Annotated in this window: 16 protein-coding genes and 2 pseudogenes; 7 read left to right on the forward strand and 11 right to left on the reverse strand. The window is 43.5% G+C overall.

Annotated elements, in window-relative coordinates; translation table 11 throughout:
• Positions 1 to 120: 120 nt before the first annotated feature.
• From H740_RS10850 to H740_RS10870, 5 genes are read right to left on the reverse strand one after another with little or no spacing between them, the layout of a single operon-like run.
• Complete coding sequence (locus H740_RS10850) at positions 121 to 1,434, reverse strand: DUF945 family protein (RefSeq protein ID WP_002953820.1); 1,314 nt, start codon at positions 1,432 to 1,434, stop codon at positions 121 to 123.
• Positions 1,431 to 2,003 carry a DedA family protein gene (locus tag H740_RS10855; RefSeq protein ID WP_002953821.1) on the reverse strand — a complete coding sequence of 191 codons (573 nt, stop codon included), beginning with the start codon at positions 2,001 to 2,003 and terminating at the stop codon, positions 1,431 to 1,433. Before H740_RS10855 ends, H740_RS10850 begins: the two co-directional genes overlap by 4 nt.
• Before the next feature lie 9 nt (positions 2,004 to 2,012).
• A complete protein-coding gene (locus tag H740_RS10860) occupies positions 2,013 to 2,603 on the reverse strand; it encodes a lipid-binding SYLF domain-containing protein (RefSeq protein ID WP_002953822.1) in 591 nt (196 codons plus the stop codon).
• An 18-nt stretch (positions 2,604 to 2,621) separates the two neighbouring features.
• Positions 2,622 to 4,175, reverse strand: a complete 1,554-nt coding sequence (rny, locus tag H740_RS10865) for a ribonuclease Y (protein ID WP_002953825.1) — start codon at positions 4,173 to 4,175, stop codon at positions 2,622 to 2,624.
• The gene (locus H740_RS10870; RefSeq protein WP_002953827.1) at positions 4,108 to 4,746 is read right to left on the reverse strand and encodes a 5-formyltetrahydrofolate cyclo-ligase; all 639 of its coding nucleotides are present in this window, start codon (positions 4,744 to 4,746) and stop codon (positions 4,108 to 4,110) included. The genes rny and H740_RS10870 overlap by 68 nt, the downstream gene beginning before the upstream one ends.
• A gap of 52 nt (positions 4,747 to 4,798) precedes the next feature.
• On the opposite strand from H740_RS10870, the gene H740_RS10875 reads away from it, so the two are divergent.
• The 4 genes and pseudogenes from H740_RS10875 to H740_RS10885 all read left to right on the forward strand — a co-directional run bounded on the left by H740_RS10875 (position 4,799) and on the right by H740_RS10885 (position 7,049).
• Positions 4,799 to 5,377, forward strand: coding sequence for a TlpA family protein disulfide reductase (locus H740_RS10875; RefSeq protein ID WP_002953829.1), 579 nt, complete (start codon positions 4,799 to 4,801; stop codon positions 5,375 to 5,377).
• The gene (ftsY, locus tag H740_RS10880; protein ID WP_002953831.1) at positions 5,377 to 6,246 is read left to right on the forward strand and encodes a signal recognition particle-docking protein FtsY; all 870 of its coding nucleotides are present in this window, start codon (positions 5,377 to 5,379) and stop codon (positions 6,244 to 6,246) included. The genes H740_RS10875 and ftsY overlap by 1 nt, the downstream gene beginning before the upstream one ends.
• A 107-nt stretch (positions 6,247 to 6,353) precedes the next feature.
• Positions 6,354 to 6,518, forward strand: a complete 165-nt coding sequence (locus H740_RS12310; protein WP_231679360.1) for a hypothetical protein — start codon at positions 6,354 to 6,356, stop codon at positions 6,516 to 6,518.
• Positions 6,487 to 7,049: pseudogene (locus tag H740_RS10885) on the forward strand (suppressor of fused domain protein). Before H740_RS12310 ends, H740_RS10885 begins: the two are co-directional and overlap by 32 nt.
• 286 nt (positions 7,050 to 7,335) lie before the next feature.
• On the opposite strand, the gene H740_RS10890 reads toward H740_RS10885, so the two are convergent.
• The 5 genes from H740_RS10890 to H740_RS10910 form a co-directional block, all read right to left on the reverse strand.
• Complete coding sequence (locus H740_RS10890; protein ID WP_156318424.1) at positions 7,336 to 7,929, reverse strand: hypothetical protein; 594 nt, start codon at positions 7,927 to 7,929, stop codon at positions 7,336 to 7,338.
• A gap of 297 nt (positions 7,930 to 8,226) precedes the next feature.
• Entirely contained in the window at positions 8,227 to 9,375 is a 1,149-nt protein-coding gene (ftsZ, locus tag H740_RS10895; protein WP_002953835.1) for a cell division protein FtsZ, read from the reverse strand.
• A gap of 17 nt (positions 9,376 to 9,392) precedes the next feature.
• Positions 9,393 to 10,823 carry a cell division protein FtsA gene (ftsA, locus tag H740_RS10900; RefSeq protein WP_002953836.1) on the reverse strand — a complete coding sequence of 477 codons (1,431 nt, stop codon included), beginning with the start codon at positions 10,821 to 10,823 and terminating at the stop codon, positions 9,393 to 9,395.
• Between the two features lie 22 nt (positions 10,824 to 10,845).
• Positions 10,846 to 12,309, reverse strand: a complete 1,464-nt coding sequence (locus tag H740_RS10905) for a peptidylprolyl isomerase (RefSeq protein WP_002953837.1) — start codon at positions 12,307 to 12,309, stop codon at positions 10,846 to 10,848.
• A 134-nt stretch (positions 12,310 to 12,443) separates the two neighbouring features.
• Complete coding sequence (locus tag H740_RS10910; RefSeq protein WP_002953838.1) at positions 12,444 to 13,019, reverse strand: class II aldolase and adducin N-terminal domain-containing protein; 576 nt, start codon at positions 13,017 to 13,019, stop codon at positions 12,444 to 12,446.
• Between the two features lie 54 nt (positions 13,020 to 13,073).
• On the opposite strand from H740_RS10910, the gene rsmH reads away from it, so the two are divergent.
• Positions 13,074 to 14,006 carry a 16S rRNA (cytosine(1402)-N(4))-methyltransferase RsmH gene (gene rsmH, locus H740_RS10915; protein WP_002953840.1) on the forward strand — a complete coding sequence of 311 codons (933 nt, stop codon included), beginning with the start codon at positions 13,074 to 13,076 and terminating at the stop codon, positions 14,004 to 14,006.
• On the forward strand, positions 13,996 to 14,280 hold the full coding sequence (locus tag H740_RS10920) for a hypothetical protein (protein ID WP_002953841.1): 285 nt from the start codon (positions 13,996 to 13,998) through the stop codon (positions 14,278 to 14,280). The genes rsmH and H740_RS10920 overlap by 11 nt, the downstream gene beginning before the upstream one ends.
• Here the strand turns inward: H740_RS10920 and H740_RS10925 are convergent.
• A pseudogene (locus tag H740_RS10925) lies at positions 14,281 to 14,788 on the reverse strand (hypothetical protein). It abuts the gene before it with no gap.
• Positions 14,789 to 14,918: 130 nt separating this feature from the next.
• Here H740_RS10925 and H740_RS10930 point away from each other — a divergent pair.
• The coding region (locus H740_RS10930; protein ID WP_002953842.1) for an aminotransferase class IV at positions 14,919 to 15,661 on the forward strand (743 nt) is incomplete at its 3' end.

Raw genomic sequence — 15,661 nt, forward strand, 5'->3', positions numbered from 1 at the left:
AAGATTGACTAATTAGTTTAACAGTGTTAAATTAAAAAACTCGCTTTCTGTGAAGCGGAAAGTGAAGTATATAGAAAACATGCTTAAACAAACATAAAATTTGTCTAAGCATGCTAAATTTTATTGAAAAAGAGATTTTAGAGATAAATTTTCGTTAAAGATCAAATCCTGCGTTCTTTTATTATACTTAAAGATAGTTACGTATTTGCCGCCGTTTTCTTTAAATAGTCCGCCGTTTACGAGCATGGCATTTATCCCCTCTTTTTCCTCGCCGCTACCGAATATAAACTCTCCCGGCGTCGTATCAAGCTCGATTTTGCCGCTAAAATTTATAGCAGTCGGGATATTTTCGAGCAGATTTTGAGTATCTATCCCGTCCGGGTCGATAGAAATCTCAAAATTTGAGATATAACTCTTGCCGGCCGCATTTTTAAAATTAAAATTTTCAAAGGTAAGCTTTGGCGCTCTTTTTATAAATTTATCAAGCGCTTGCATTATAGCCGCAAGCTGAGCCTCAGGCTCTCCCTTGGCGTTAATAATATCCTCAAACGCACCTTTATCTAAATTTGCAAATTTCGTTTTGATCAAAAAGTCTTTAAATTCATATTTTCCATATTTTATCTTCTCTATCGTGCTCGTATCATCCTGCGTTAGAGTATCGCTTAGCACGGTTAGCTTGGAGTTGCTCGTTATCTTTCCGATTTGCAGAGCCTCGGCACCCGAAATCACGTCTATGCCACCAAGCTCAAATTTATAAGTGCTATTTACGAGCGCTTTAGAGATCATTTTTGGCTCGATCGGAGTTTCGTACTTCACGTCATAGTCGATATTTTTTATCTTTATAGCGACGCCTTGTTTGCTAGCAAAATCGATAAAGTCGTTTACAAAAGTGGCTCCGGTTATTTTCTTTTCGCCGTTTAAATCAAAATTTAAAAACGATTTAGCGAGATTTAGCTTATTGCCATCTTGTTCTTTTTGCACTCCGACTAGTTCAAAGACAAATTTTTTATCTCCGCCCGAAGCGCCGTCGGCGTGAAATTTGATAGGTCTTGTCGTATCAAATATCTCTTTAATGAAATTTTTATACGGATCGTTTAAAAACTCGGCATCGCCCGCAACCTCAAATTTACCTAGCAAACTGTCAAAGCCGTGCGATATATTCATGTCGATTTTTATCGCCAGATCCTCGGGCGCGCCGTACTCTTCGCCAAGAGAAATGATCTCGTTTATGTAACCTTTAGACAAAACTACGTCATAGTTTGCGTGCGACTTTAGCAGACCGCCCTCAAATACGCTATTTTTGACCTCCATACCGTTTGCTTTGATTAGATTCAAAGCCTCGTTATATTTTTCCTCCACCTTGTTTGCGTTAAATTTTAGCCCGCCAAAAACCACGCCGGCTATAATCACCAATACAATGAGTAACTTTTTCATTCCGACCTTCCTTTCTTTTTTGTTGCTTGTTGTAGATATACCCAGATGAGAGTCAGTAGCGAAAGCATCGCAACCGGCATCAGCCAGCCGTTTTCGCCCATAAAATCCCACGCCCGCTCAAACGCCTCGCCCGCCCAAAAGCTGCCTAGCCCGAGCAAAATCGCCCAAGCTACCGCGCTAACAACGTTTATGACGCTAAATTTAGCAAACGAATACTTCGTAAGCCCGATAGCAAGCGGGATAAGAGTCTTTAGTCCGTAGATAAATTTTTTGAAAAATATTATTTTATTTCCGTGCTGCTTGAATAAAATTTGAGAGAAGGCAAGCTTGCGTTTATGTCTAGCCAGATACGGCATCACGGCAGCGCGGTTATACCTGCTGACGTAAAAAAGCAGCGTATCGCCGATAGCGTTAGCGACCGCCGCCAGTACGATACTCACGGTTATGTCCATCTTGCCTAGATGAGCTAGCACGCCAGCTGCGATGATAGCAACCATGCCTCCTCCAAGCGAATATAAAAACACTATCACGTACCCGTAGGTCGATAGCGAGGTTAGCATCTCTTGCAAATTTGGCCTTTAGTATTTTGAGATAGCGCCCATTAGCGCGTTATATCCATAGCTATCCATCCTTAGAGGCGCGTCGTTAGTTTTAGCTAGCACCGCTCCGCCAAAGCTCGCCCCCGCAAAAAACCCGTCGTTGTCCGTATATGCGTAGATATCGCTCGTAAAGCTAAAATCGCTCACTTTTCCGTAAAATTTACCCGTATCAGCAAATGCAAACGACGCGTCGGCGTTTATCGTGATTTTAGCGTCTTTTATATCGGCTACGAGGCTATCTTTTAGGATAAAAAGCACTAGCGAACTATTTTCGTAACCAACCTGCAGCCCGATACTGCCGCCGCTAATGTCCACGACCATCATTTCACTTGGCGCATACGGATTTCCCACGAGCATCACGCCCTTGCCGCGCATACCGCCCAGTACAAAGCCCACCTTGGTGATACTTGGAAAAACGACGACCGCTTTTGCATTTTGGAGCAAAGCCTTAACCGGTGCGTCCGAGTTTTTACGCATCGTCGTCGTAAAAGAATTTGACGCGTTTAGCACGAGTTCGTCGTTTGCCACGAGCGCTAAAACGCAAAAAATCGCTAGTAAAATTTTTCTCATTTTCTACCTAAATTTGACCTATTTCGCCATTTCTATGGCTCTAGTTTCTCGGATCACGTTTACCTTGATCTCGCCCGGATACTGCACCTTGCTCTCGATCTCGGCGGCGATCTCTTTGGCTACGAGCACTGCTTCGTCGTCGTTTATAAGCTTGGCGTTTGCGATAACGCGGATCTCGCGGCCCGCGTTTATCGCGTAGGCTTGCTTGATACCCTCTTTGCTTTTTGCGATGTTTTCTATCTCTTCGACGCGTTTTAGGAAGCTCTCGAGCACCTCTCTACGCGCTCCAGGGCGAGCTGCGCTTAGAGCGTCCGCAGCGCAAACGGCGGCGCTTTCTACGCTAGTGGCCTCCTCGTGTCCGTGGTGGGCATAGATAGCATTTATGACGACAGGATGTTCTTTGTAGCGTTTACAAATTTCAGCGCCTAGATCGACGTGACTGCCTTCAAATTCGTGCGTCAAAGCCTTACCGATGTCGTGCAGCAGACCCGCTCTTTTGGCTAGCTTTTCATCTCCGCCAGTTTCAGCTGCGATGATGCCGGCTAGATGGGCTACCTCGAGGCTGTGCGCTAGGGCATTTTGTCCGTAGCTGGCTCTAAATTTTAGCTTGCCGATTAGTTTCATTATCTCGGGATGAATTTTGCTAAGGCCTAGGTCGATGACGATATTTTCGCCCTCCTCTAGGATCGAGGCTTCAAATTCTTCGCACACTTTTTTGTGTAGATCCTCTATCCTTGCTGGCTGTATGCGGCCGTCTTGCACCAAAAGCTCTATCACGCGCGTAGCAATCGCTCTTCGGTAGAGGTTAAAGCTGCTTAACGTGATAGCGTGAGGCATATCGTCGATGATGATATCTACGCCAAGAACCATTTCTAGAGTCTTGATATTGCGCCCCTCTTTGCCGATTATGCGTCCTTTTAGCTCATCGTTCTTGATATCTACGACGTTTATCAGGCGCTCAGCGGCAAATTCCCCAGCAAACCTCGACGTAGCCTGCGCCAAAATATAATTCACGCGCTTTTTAGCCTCGCGTTTGGCCTCCTCTTCGTGTTTTCGCACGATGTGAGCGATCTCGGCGCGGCTTTTTTCTTCTACTTTTTTTAGCACCTCTTCGCGCGCCTCTTCTTGCGTGAGACCGGCAGCGTGTTCTAGTACTTTTAACGCCTCTTGTAGCTTAGCTTGGTAGCTTGCCTTTAGCCCAAGACCCTCTTCGTAGACGCTTTTTGCTTCATTTCGGGATTTTTCTAGTTCAGCCTTGCTTTCATTTAAAATTTCTTGCTCGTTTAGCAGAGTTTGCTCTTTTTTACCAATTTCTTCGAATTTTTGAGTGTACTCTTTTTGTAGTTTTACGGTTTTGTCGTCGTATTTTTTCTTGGCTTCAAATTCAGCCTCTTGGACTTGGATTTTAGCGTCTTTTAGCGTGCGCTCGGCCTCAAATTCTATCGCTTTAGCCTTTGCTTTAGCCTGCTCTAAAAATATATTGTAGTTAGCGTCGTTGATTTTTTTAGCGATGAGATATCCTGCACCAACGCCCACCGCACCTGCTCCTAAGCCGATTAAAATCTCTATCATAGATTCCTCTTTTTACGTAAATTTTGCTCGGGGTCAGGTAAAAATCACAAACAACGTCGTGATCTTCAGATATGATTTCATTAGTAAAATTATCTAAAATTTCAACGAATATCAAGGTAGGTCGGTAAGGCAAATTTGCAAAAAATCTATCGTAAAAACCTTTACCGTGACCTATTCGCGCCATATTTCCGTCCACCCCGAGAGTCGGAACTATAGCCATGTCTATACGCTTTTTAAATATCTTGGTACTTAGCGGCTCTTTTACGCCAAATTTCGTCCGAGATACAAGCGGTAGCCTGGATTTTACCATTTCTAAACTAATACCAAGCATAAACGGAACGAAAATCTCATACTTTTTGGCTAGTTCGCGCCTCAAAATGTAGAAATTTGGCTCATACGAAAGTGGATTAAATATCAAAATCCGTTTCGCTTTAAGCTCGGTTAGCAAATTTAAAAGCGGCTTAAACATCTTATAGTGTTTTGCCCGCGCCGAAATTTGAACCTCTTTTTTCAAAATCCGTTTCGCGTCACGCCTAAACTCTTCTTTTATCAAATTTAACGCTCGTTTCATAAATTTTATGTATAATTCAAGCCTAAAATCAATCTTAGACAGGAATTATTAAATGAAAATAAACCTTTTGATTATACCATTTTTGGCGCTACTTTTGAGCGGCTGCGGCGATGAAAACAAAAGCGACGTAAATCAGACCAAGACGGGCGACGCCGCGCCGACTTCTTCCGCTCCGAGCCAAAACCAAAGCGCGAGCCTAGAGGCGCCGTTTGAACTAACGCTAATGGACGAGAGCAAGATGACGCTGCAAAAATTCGACAAAGGCTTTAAAGTCGAGGGTAACGACGAGGCAATTTTGTTTAACTTTTTTGCCACTTGGTGTCCGCCGTGCAAAGCAGAAATCCCGCACCTAAACAACCTAAGCGATAAATTTAAAGGCAAGCTAAAAATCGTAAGCGTACTTATGGAAGATAAGTCAAAAGACGAAATAGACGCGTTTATGAAGAAATTTAAAATAAATTTCGGCATTAGCTACGGCGAAAACAACTTCCTCTTCGCAAAAGCTCTAGGCGGCGTCGTAGGCATCCCGTACATGGTGCTTTATAAGCCAAACGGCGAATACGCCACGCACTACGTCGGGCTCGTGCCGGAAGAGATGCTAGAAAGCGATATAAATAAGGTAATAAACTAATGCTTGGCTTTTTAAAAAAGGGGCTTGATAAGACGCTAGCGGCGATCCGCTCGTCAAAACCGGCCGACAAAAAAATCTCAAAGGAAATTTTAGAAGAGATCCTGCTCGAAGCCGACATCGCCTATGAAATAGTCGAGGAGGTCCTCTACTACCTGCCGCCGCAAAACGAGGTTAAAAAAGACGACCTAAAGCGGCTTTTAAATACCTATTTCATATACGAAAACGAGCGCGAAGCAAAAAGCGGAAGGCCTTTTGTAGAGCTTATTTTGGGCGTAAACGGAGCGGGCAAGACGACCACGATCGCAAAGCTTGCGATTTTATATAAAAACGAAGGCAAAAGCGTTATTTTGGGCGCTTGCGATACGTTTAGAGCAGGAGCTATCGAGCAGCTACGTCAGTGGGCTCAGCGAGCCGACGTGCCTATCGTCGCTACACAGCAGGGCCACGATCCGTCTGCGGTCGCCTTTGACACGATCAGCTCGGCCGTCGCTAAAAATCTCGACAACGTCATCCTCGACACCGCCGGTCGCCTGCAAAATCAAACAAATTTAGCCAACGAGCTAAGCAAGATCGTCCGCATCGCAGACAGAGCCTACGCAGGCGCGCCGCACCGCAAGATCCTTATCCTAGACGGCACTCAGGGCAACGCCGGTCTAGCGCAGGTAAAGGCCTTTAACGACATCGTGAGCCTTGACGGCGTCATCATCACCAAGCTTGACGGTACGCCAAAGGGCGGAGCGCTTTTTGGCGTCGCGCGCGAGCTGGAGCTACCGATACTCTACATCGGCACCGGCGAGACGATGAACGATCTAGTCAAATTTGACCCGCACGATTTCGTAGATACTATCGTGGATGAAATTTACGCCTAAATATCGGGCGTAAATTTTAGCTTTTTAAATTTATCCCCATTCCCTTAAATTTGCAAATTTTATATTATAGTACCCGCGCTTAACGCAACTCGCTAAAAGGCATAAAAATGACGACGCAAGAGTACGAGGCTAAATTTAGCGAGGACGACGCGCCCGGCTGGGACTCCGATAGCACGCGCACTAGAAAATATCTACGATCCCGCAAACGAACGCCACTACCCGTCGCGGCTGCATGCGAGCTTGGGCGGCGAGGATTATCTAGAGGGCGTTAGTATATTTGACTCCATCAAAGGCGCTCCGCACCGTCATTTCGTAAGCTTTGGCATGAGCGAGCTTTACTACGATCCGCAAAGCGCGCACGGGGAATTTAGCGGTTGGGGCTTTGAGTTTAGTATACATATCGCGCCGTTTGCGGACGATCCTAACTCAGAGTCCTTTGGCAGCAAGGTAGTCCCAAACGAGCCTTTTTGGGCGATATCCCTCATGCAAAATCTCGCTAAATACGTCCATAAAAACAAAAATGGTTCGAGGCTTATCATTTTATACCGACCAATTCTCCCCTGCGCCTTAACACGGACACGAAACTCGCAGGCGTCGCCTTCGCGCCAGACCCGATACTGGGCGGCATAGATACGCCAAACGGCAGAGTCGAGTTCCTCCAGATGGTCGGTATCACAAAGCGCGAGCTAGGCTGGCTGCGCGAGGACCCGACTACTCAGTGCGTAGAGAGACTTATAAACATGATGCGTGAGGATAATCCTTTACTAATCACCGATTTAAAGCGAACGAAAGAATACGCTTGATTTAATTGCAATTAGATCGGCAAGGCAAATTTAGCCTTGGCAGTAAGTAATGGCCGAAAATTTGCTAGCTCTTGCCGGCTATTTTTATCTCTTTTGCTATTAATTTCTAATTTATATATCCGATTTCTCATAAAAATCAGTAAAATTTAACCGACTTAGCTTTGTCTAAAAATCTCATCTTGCACAAACACGAAATGATTGGATTTGTAGCAACATATTTAGCTGATTTTTGGTTATACGCAAATGCGCTCAAATTTATTGGTTAATTTATAAAAAGCAAAATTACTCACGTACACTGCATAAAAAACCCGCTTACCCGCGTCCTATCGCACCAAAACACATACAAAATCCAGCCGCTGCCAAGAAGTAGTTCCCCGTCCTCGCCGCTAGGAAGCCCGCTATCTAGCTGCATCAAAAACTCCATTTTCTCACCGCATATCGGACACGTCGGCACCAAGGCATCCTGTATCCACGACGGCTCGCCGCCTATGCGAGATAGATTTTGCCTGCTGTTTGACATCCCCCAGTCCTGAGCCGCCCAGCGCGCCGGCGTGGGCGCAAGTGTTACTTCGCACTCTTTTATCGGCTCGTCCTGCACGTATTCGACTTGCGTCCTTTCGCCGATACGCCGCGGCATACCCTGCGCGTCGTGCTCGTAAAAGACTATCTCGCCTTCGTTTACCTCTCTAACGTGAGCGGCGAGGATTAGGCGCGGCAGCGATCGTACGGGTAAGTCGCGAGGTAGTGGGTCAAGCGTGATGAGATGAAATAGCGGGTTTTGCGCATCGCCGCCCGGCTCATCCAAGACCCCGCCGAGCTTATAGCCTGCCTTGCCGCCATCAAGCCGCCAGGTCGGATGGAGTTTCGCCAGATGCGCCACATATGGTGCACCGAAAGACTATGCGATACCAGTACTATTCGATTTGAGTATAAAAATCTTACTAAGTACTCTCTAAAATTTATTGCTTTTACGGCATATCGATATCAAGCGGTTTTATAGTTAAGTACAATATGAACTTTGGAGTGATGCTTTTTTGATATAAATTTGCCCTACGTCTATTTGAATTTTGATTGTTATTAAAATTTAGTAGCAATCTTGGTAAATTTCTACAGTCTTGTAGATATTAAAAAACCAATACAGTCAAATTTAAAAAGGATTGGAAGCCCAATCCTTTTATTAATCCATTTGGTTTCTGATGTAAGATGGTGTTTCAAGAACTATCGATGCTTCCTCACTGTTGTATCCACCGCTAACTTTTAGTCTGCTTATTCTTTGATCTAGAAACGAGTTCTTAGAATTTATCGTAGCAGGAGCAGGAGCGGCTACAGTAGGGTTTTCATCCTCTCTGCCTTGAAAGCCGGTTGCGATGATAGTAACTTGAACTTTGTTATTTTCAAAGCTTTCGTCGCTTGTGGTGCCCCATATGATATCGGCATCGTCGTCGACTGAATTTTGTATCAAGCACATTGCCTCTTCGATATCGCTGAAAGGAGAATCCGGATGGTATTTAAAGTGAACTAGAACGCCGACGGCACCGTTTATCGTGATGTCGCTTAGAAGCGGAGACTGGATTGCATTTTTGATGGCTTCTTGCGCTGCGCCTTCGCCCTCTGATTCGCCTATGCCAAGTAGCGCCATACCGCGATGCTCCATTACTTTTTTGACATCTGCAAAGTCAGAGTTTATATCGCTATTTCCCGAGTCAAGTACGATGGTACACATGCCACTAACAGCACGAGCTAAAACATTATCAACTATTTTAAAACTTTCTTTGATGCCTGCTTTTTTATCTATAAGTGCTTTGAGTCTTTGGTTTGGTATCACTACTATTGAGTCAGACTCTTTTTTGAGCTCGTCAAGACCTTTTAGAGCCAGGTTGTAGCGCTTTTTGCCCTCGAAATCAAACGGCATAGTTACGACTGCTATAGTTAGAGCGCCTATCTCTTTCGCAGCTTGTGCTACGATAGGAGCTGCGCCCGTACCTGTACCGCCGCCAAGACCAGAAGCTACAAATACGATATCTGAATACTCAAGAGCAGTTTTGATCTCCTCGTAGCTTTCTTGGGCAGCCTTGCTTCCTATATCTGGATTCATGCCTGCACCAAGGCCTTTTGTGATCTTTTCTCCGAGCTGAAGCTTTGTAAAGGCCAAAGAGCTATCAAGCGCCTTTACGTCAGTGTTGGCGACTATTAGCTCGATGTCCATCTCGCCACCTTTTTCTCTTATGATATGATTTATCATATTGCCGCCGCCGCCGCCTACGCCTACTACTTTGATCTTAGCACCGTATGAAGGTTTTTTCTCTTCTACCATAAAGTTACCCATCTTAACTCAGTCTCCTTTTAAAATAGTTGTGTTAGTTTGTTCCAAATTTGAGAAAATACGTTTGGTTTTTTCTCTTTTTTGCTCTCATCTTCGTTTAGTTCGTCCTGTAAAGTTCTTTCGTCGTCTATTCTTAAATCATCTATATAGTTGTCGTCTAAAACCGTTCCGTTAAAAATTTTCTCTCCGTTTTCGTCGGACTTTTTGGCATCATCTTTATTTTTGGATTTTGAATCGTCTACTATATTTTTTAAATTTTTATTTCTTAAAATCGCTTCGTCTTTAAAGCGCATTTTCTTTTCAGAGTCGATCTCGTAAGGCGTAAAGTAGCCTGCGCCGTACATACAAAGTCCGATCGCGCAAGAATTTGCCGGATCTCTTAAAATTTCGTAAAGACCTTCCATTTCTTTCGGCCTTGCTATACGAACCGGCATGTTGTCAAATATAACCGATGCAAGCTCTCTGATGCCCTCAAGCTTAGTCATACCGCCTGTGAGCACCACGCCTGCCGCTATAGAGGCTTTATATCCGCTATCTTCAAGCATCTTGGCTAGTATCATGAGAGTCTCTTCAGCTCTTGCATAGATAACATTTGAGATGACATCAAGAGATACTTCCTGCGTCTTTCCGTCGTCATTTATTGGAGGTATTTCGACTAGTTCATTTGCTTTATTTATAAGGGAACCGTAGCTTAGCTTTATTTCCTCAGCCTTTAAAATAGGCGTATGAAGTGCGGCAGAAAGGTCGTTTGTGATATTTGCCGAGCCATACCTAGAAATTGTATATCTTATCGAATTGCCAGAATGAACCAGCATATTGCACGTGGCGCCGCCCATGTCTATAAATGCTACGCCTAAATCCTTTTCATCTTGATTTAGTGTGGCAATAGCTGAAGCGTAGCTGGAAAGTACGATGTTGTCAGGCTCGACTCCAGCCAAATTTAACGCTTTTCTGAGATTGCTCAGAGATGATTTTTGTGCCATTATGATATGGGTTTGTACCTCGAGTCTGCTTCCGTTCATACCCAAAGGATCTTCTATATGCTCTTGGTCATCCACTTTGAAATTATAAGGAAGTATGTGTAGCTTCTCGTAGTCGCTGTGGATTTGCGCCCTTCGCTCGGACTCGGACATTGAGCGGTGGATCTCTTTTATGCCTATTTCGTATGTCGGTACATTGACTACGCCGTTACTCTCGACGCTTTTTGTGTAAGCTCCAGAGATCGACACCACTACTTTTTCGTAGCGAGTACCGGCTATCCTTTGAGCGTCTATTAAGGCGCTTTTTATTGATTTTGAAGCTAGTTCGATGTTTGTTATGACGCCTTTTTTTATACCCTGAGTTTTTGCGGTTCCTATTCCGATTATTTTAAGCCCTGTCTCATCGTGCTGCCCTATGACTGCGCAAATTTGAACGGAACCTACGTCGATGCCTAAAATTTTAGTACCCAATTCAATACCTTTTTAAAATATTTTACTTTTTACTAACGTAATATTCTACTTTATAACGCTTAGAAAGCGCACCGCTCAAATCCCTAATAAGCTCGTTATTTTTTAAGAAACCTACATTTTGAGTTATTATCTCTTTATATTCTTTCTCTTTTTCGGTGTTTGTTAGTTTTTGTTCCGCTATCTCGTAAACTACAGCCTTGTCGCCAAGCAATACATAGCCCTTTTTGCCGCCTTTTTCAAAAAGGCGATTGACGAAGATATTAAACTCGCCCTCGCTTAGTCCGCCTTCAGCTTTTACAGTATCTCTACTAACAAATCCTATATCGGTACCCTGAAATCCTTTTTCAAGCAATTCTTTTGCCTTTGCTTCTACGATTTCTTTAGTTTTTTGTTCTTTGTAAAGTTCTAAAATTTGATCCTTCGCCTCGTCAAAAGTCATTACTCTCGGCGCTACGATCTCTTTTACTTTTACTATCATATAGCCGTCTTCGTATTCAAACGGCTTTAACGTGTCGCCCTTTTTGGCTAGCTTTAGCTCATCCATCGGCAAACTTGCATTATCCTCAAATGTAGCTATCGATACGTCCGCTTGTTTTTCATCTTTTTTGATTTTTAGATACTCTTCAAGCGCGACTTTTTTGGTTTGCTTTAGATTGTAGTCTTTTAGGACCTCGTCTTTGACAGCCTCAAATTCTTTTATCTTATCGTCGCTACCTTTATATTCGTTTTTATTTTCGTTGTAAAATTCTGTTAGTTCGTTAGTATTTGCATCGCTTGATATAGCTGGGATAAATTTGGTATCAAGTTTAAATTCGGTCATGGTTTTGTATTCGTTTTTGTGCTCTTCCCAGAGTTTTTTTACTGCGTCTTCATCTATTTTTATCTCATCGGCACCAGCTTCCACAACTTGCATTGAAATTTTATCCTGCATCAAGAAGCTAGCTGTTAGCATATCTATATCTTGAGCATTTGCAGGCAAATTTAGAGCATGTCTTAGCTTATCTAAAAGTATCACGTTTTTTAAGCTTTCTTCGTATTCGCTTTCGGTGGTTCTAGCTCTTTTTAGTGTATTTTTGTAGAATTCTTTGTCAAATTTACCGTTTGAGTGGAAGTTTTGATCGGCGATGATGTATTTTACTATATCTTCGTCGTTTACACCAAGCCCTAAGTCATCTGCGAAATTTAAAAGCATAGCATCGTTTACTAACGCCTCTAAAGCTAAATTTTCGATGCCTAGCTCGCTTGCCTTTTCGTCGCTTAACTGTCCATCAAAAAGCTGGCTATAGTACGCACGAAGCTGACCGTATCTGTTTTGAAACTCTTGGATGCTTATATTTCTGTGCCCGACCTTAGCTACCGAGCTAGCTCTGCTCGCATTTAAATCGTATGCTCCCCATCCGACGAAGCCCGCTCCGACGAAGGCTATCGTGCTCACCCAGATCGTCACGACGAGGTATTTTCTATGCTTTTGCATCCAAGTTATCATCTAGTTCCTTCAAATTTATAAAAATTTTATGCATTATTTTACTGAAATTTCGTAAATATCACCTTAAAAACGTGCTTTTTATCGATAAAATTTCAAAAAATTTACTAACATTTTTAAAAACGTTAGTTACGCTCCTACTCGTAGAGGTGAGCTACGCTTAGCAATTTGCACGTATTTTCAAGGATCGCAACGTCTTTTGCCAGCTGATACGAGGTCCTGCTATGCACGTATACTCCGTATCCTTTGATGACCATTATGTTAGTTTTATTCTCTAACATATAGCGATAAATTTCCGTATCCGCGCGCTCATACCAATCGTCAAACTGTTTTGGATCATAGATCGGGATCTCGTGATGTTTGATATAGCCGAAATAATCCCTCGGTCGTATAAAAGAATGCCCCAAAGTATAAGCCGTTAGGTATGGCGGCATGGCGTAGCAGATATATTTGGCTTCATTTATATTTTTGTATATATTTAGGTGGATGTCCGCGTCTATGCTCGCATCGTTCCAGCGATAATCCCTTTTTGAGTTTAGCATTATGAGATCTCCTTCTTTAAGATTGTCAAAAATCGTCGTCCTTTTATTTATCAAAAAAGAATCATGCTGAATTCTAGCCGAAATAGAGCCGTGAAAGACACCGAAAAAGTTTTTTCTAAACATCGAAAGAGCGATATTACTGATCTCGCTTGCGCAGTATTTTAAGTCCATTTTAACCTTTTATAAACTTTTTTTGTTATTATACACAAAAAATAAAGGCTAAATTTGAACTCCCCACACGTTCCCGTGCTACTTGATGAAGTTTTGCAAGCTTTTTCGGATACAAGAAGCGGTGTGATTGTCGATTGTACGCTCGGATACGGCGGGCATTCTAGCGCGATTTTAGAGCAAAATCAAAACGTAAATTTGATAGCCTGCGATCAAGATGAAGAAGCGATCAAATTTAGCTCCGAAAGACTTAAAAAATTCGGTCAAAGAGCGCAAATTTTTAAGAGTAAATTTTCAGAAATTTTGAGCAAAGTAGAGCAAAGTCAAATTCGCGGTATCCTGGCCGATATCGGCGTTTCGTCGTTACAGCTAGATAAAAACGATCGAGGGTTTGGCTTAAAAAGCGAAAATTTAGATATGCGCATGGACGCGCAGGCTAAATTTTCAGCTTACGAGGTTGTAAATTTTTATAGCGCAAAAGAGCTAGAGCGTATATTTGCTGACTACGGCGAGCTACCTAGTCCGGCCAAATTTACCGCCAAAATCATAGAAGCCAGGCAAAGCGGCGAGATAAAAAGCGCCGAACGTCTCGCGCAAATAATCGGGCTAAAGGGCGTAAACGGGCGCAGCGTTAGCGCGGCGACGTTAGCTTTTCAAGCGATCAGAATAGAAGTCAACAACGAGCTAGGTGAACTGCAAAATTTGCTACAAAGCATCGAGGATTCGCAGATCGACGAGTGTATCGTGGCGATAATCAGCTTTCATTCGCTAGAAGATCGTATCGTAAAAAATAAATTTAGGCAGTGGGCGCAAAGCTGCATTTGTCCGCCGCAGGCCCTTAGGTGCACGTGCGGAGGGGGTAATGCGCTAGGTAAAATAGTCAGTAAAAAGGCAATAACGCCAAGCGCTACCGAAGTCAAGGCAAATCCGCGCTCAAGCTGCGCGAAAATGAGGATTTTTAAAATTTCAAGAGGTAAAAATGCAAGATAAAAACGAGGTTTTAGAGTTTAGCGGCGGTGAGCAAAAAAAGGAACGAAATTTAGACTATAAAACGCTAGTGACGGCGTATCTGGGGCTTTTTATCGCGCTTGCTTTGTTTTTGCCTAAAATTTACATCACGAATCAAATTTATTACATCAGTCGCGAAATCGGCGATCTAAGCGGTAAACGCGACGTCTTGCTAGAAGAAAACAGAGAGCTTCGCCTAAAACTTGAGCGAATGAAATACAAAAATCAAATTTTAGATCCGCTTATTTTGCAATAACTAAATCCCAGCCTCAGACTGCGCGACTAGGCGCTCTAGGACGTATTGCTCCAAGTCCTTGCGCGGGATTTCGTTTTTTACCGCTTCGTTGTAGATCATCTCGACTTTTGTGGAGTATTTTTCGTAGCTAAAATACGGAAAATGCACACTCCAAGCCTTTTTTATGAGCTCTTTACTCACGGCTTTTCTCCCCAAATTTTAAACATACCAACCCCATAAAAACAGCCGATGTGCCCGCCACGGCGCTAACAATCGAGAGGTGAAAATCGAGTTTGGTAAAAAGGTGGTGCGTCAAAAGCAGTAAAATAAAAAATACGACGAAGCACAAAAGCCCGTAAACCAGGTAAGTTCTTGCGTAACGAAATTTAAAATTTAGCTTGGCCGGATCCACTAACATGCCTTCGTTAAAAAGGCAGTTTGCTTCGAGTAGATCGCGAAACAGCACGGGTTGCTTCGAGATAACAAAGATATTTTCTAGGATTAAATTTTTAAACGCGTTATTTTTCATATTTATGATTATCCTTAAATTTAGCCTCAATTATAGCAAAAACTTCGTAATCCAAGCTAAAATTTGGCCTTAAAGCAACGCTTTTTTAAGAGTATTTGAGCTAAAATTACTTAAAATTTAAGGAGAAAAAATGAACGGAATAGTATATCTAAACGGCGAGTTTATAGACGCAGCGGCGGCTAAGGTTAGCGCATTTGACCGCGGATTTATCTTTGGCGACGGCATCTACGAGGTCGTGCCTGTGCTAAATGGACGGCTCGTAGATAGGGAGGATTTTTGGGAGAGATTTGAGAGAAGCCTGGCTGCGATCGAGCTAAGCTTGCCGCTTTCAAAGAGCGATTTTGGGGGCGTTTTAGAGGAAGTAGTCTGGCGAAATAACCTAAAAGAAGGGGGCGTTTACATGCAGATCACTCGCGGCGTCGCCGACAGGGATTTTAAATTTATAAAAGGCTTAAAACCGACTTGTTTCGTGTTTTGCTATGAAAAAGATATCGTCGCAAACCCCGACGCCGCGACCGGTATCGAGGTCGTTAGCGTCGAGGATATCCGCTGGAAGCGCCGCGATATCAAGTCCATCTCGCTTTTGGCGCAGTGCTACGCCAAAGAACAGGCCGTAAAAGCCGGCGCCTACGAGGGCTTTATGGTCGAAAACGGCTTTGTGACCGAGGCGACTAGCTCGTCTGCTTTTATCATAAAAGATAACGTCCTGATAACTAAGCCGCTATCAAACGAGATTTTGCCTGGTATCCGCCGCAAGGTGATTTTAGGTTTTGCCGAAAAGGCGGGGCTCGAGATCAGGCAGCGACCGTTTACGATGCAAGACGTTTACGATGCCGACGAGGTGTTTATCTCGGCTGCGACGCTACCGATACT

Origin of the sequence: Campylobacter showae CC57C (assembly GCF_000344295.2) — a bacterium.
In the GTDB taxonomy this organism is placed as follows: domain Bacteria; phylum Campylobacterota; class Campylobacteria; order Campylobacterales; family Campylobacteraceae; genus Campylobacter_A; species Campylobacter_A showae_B.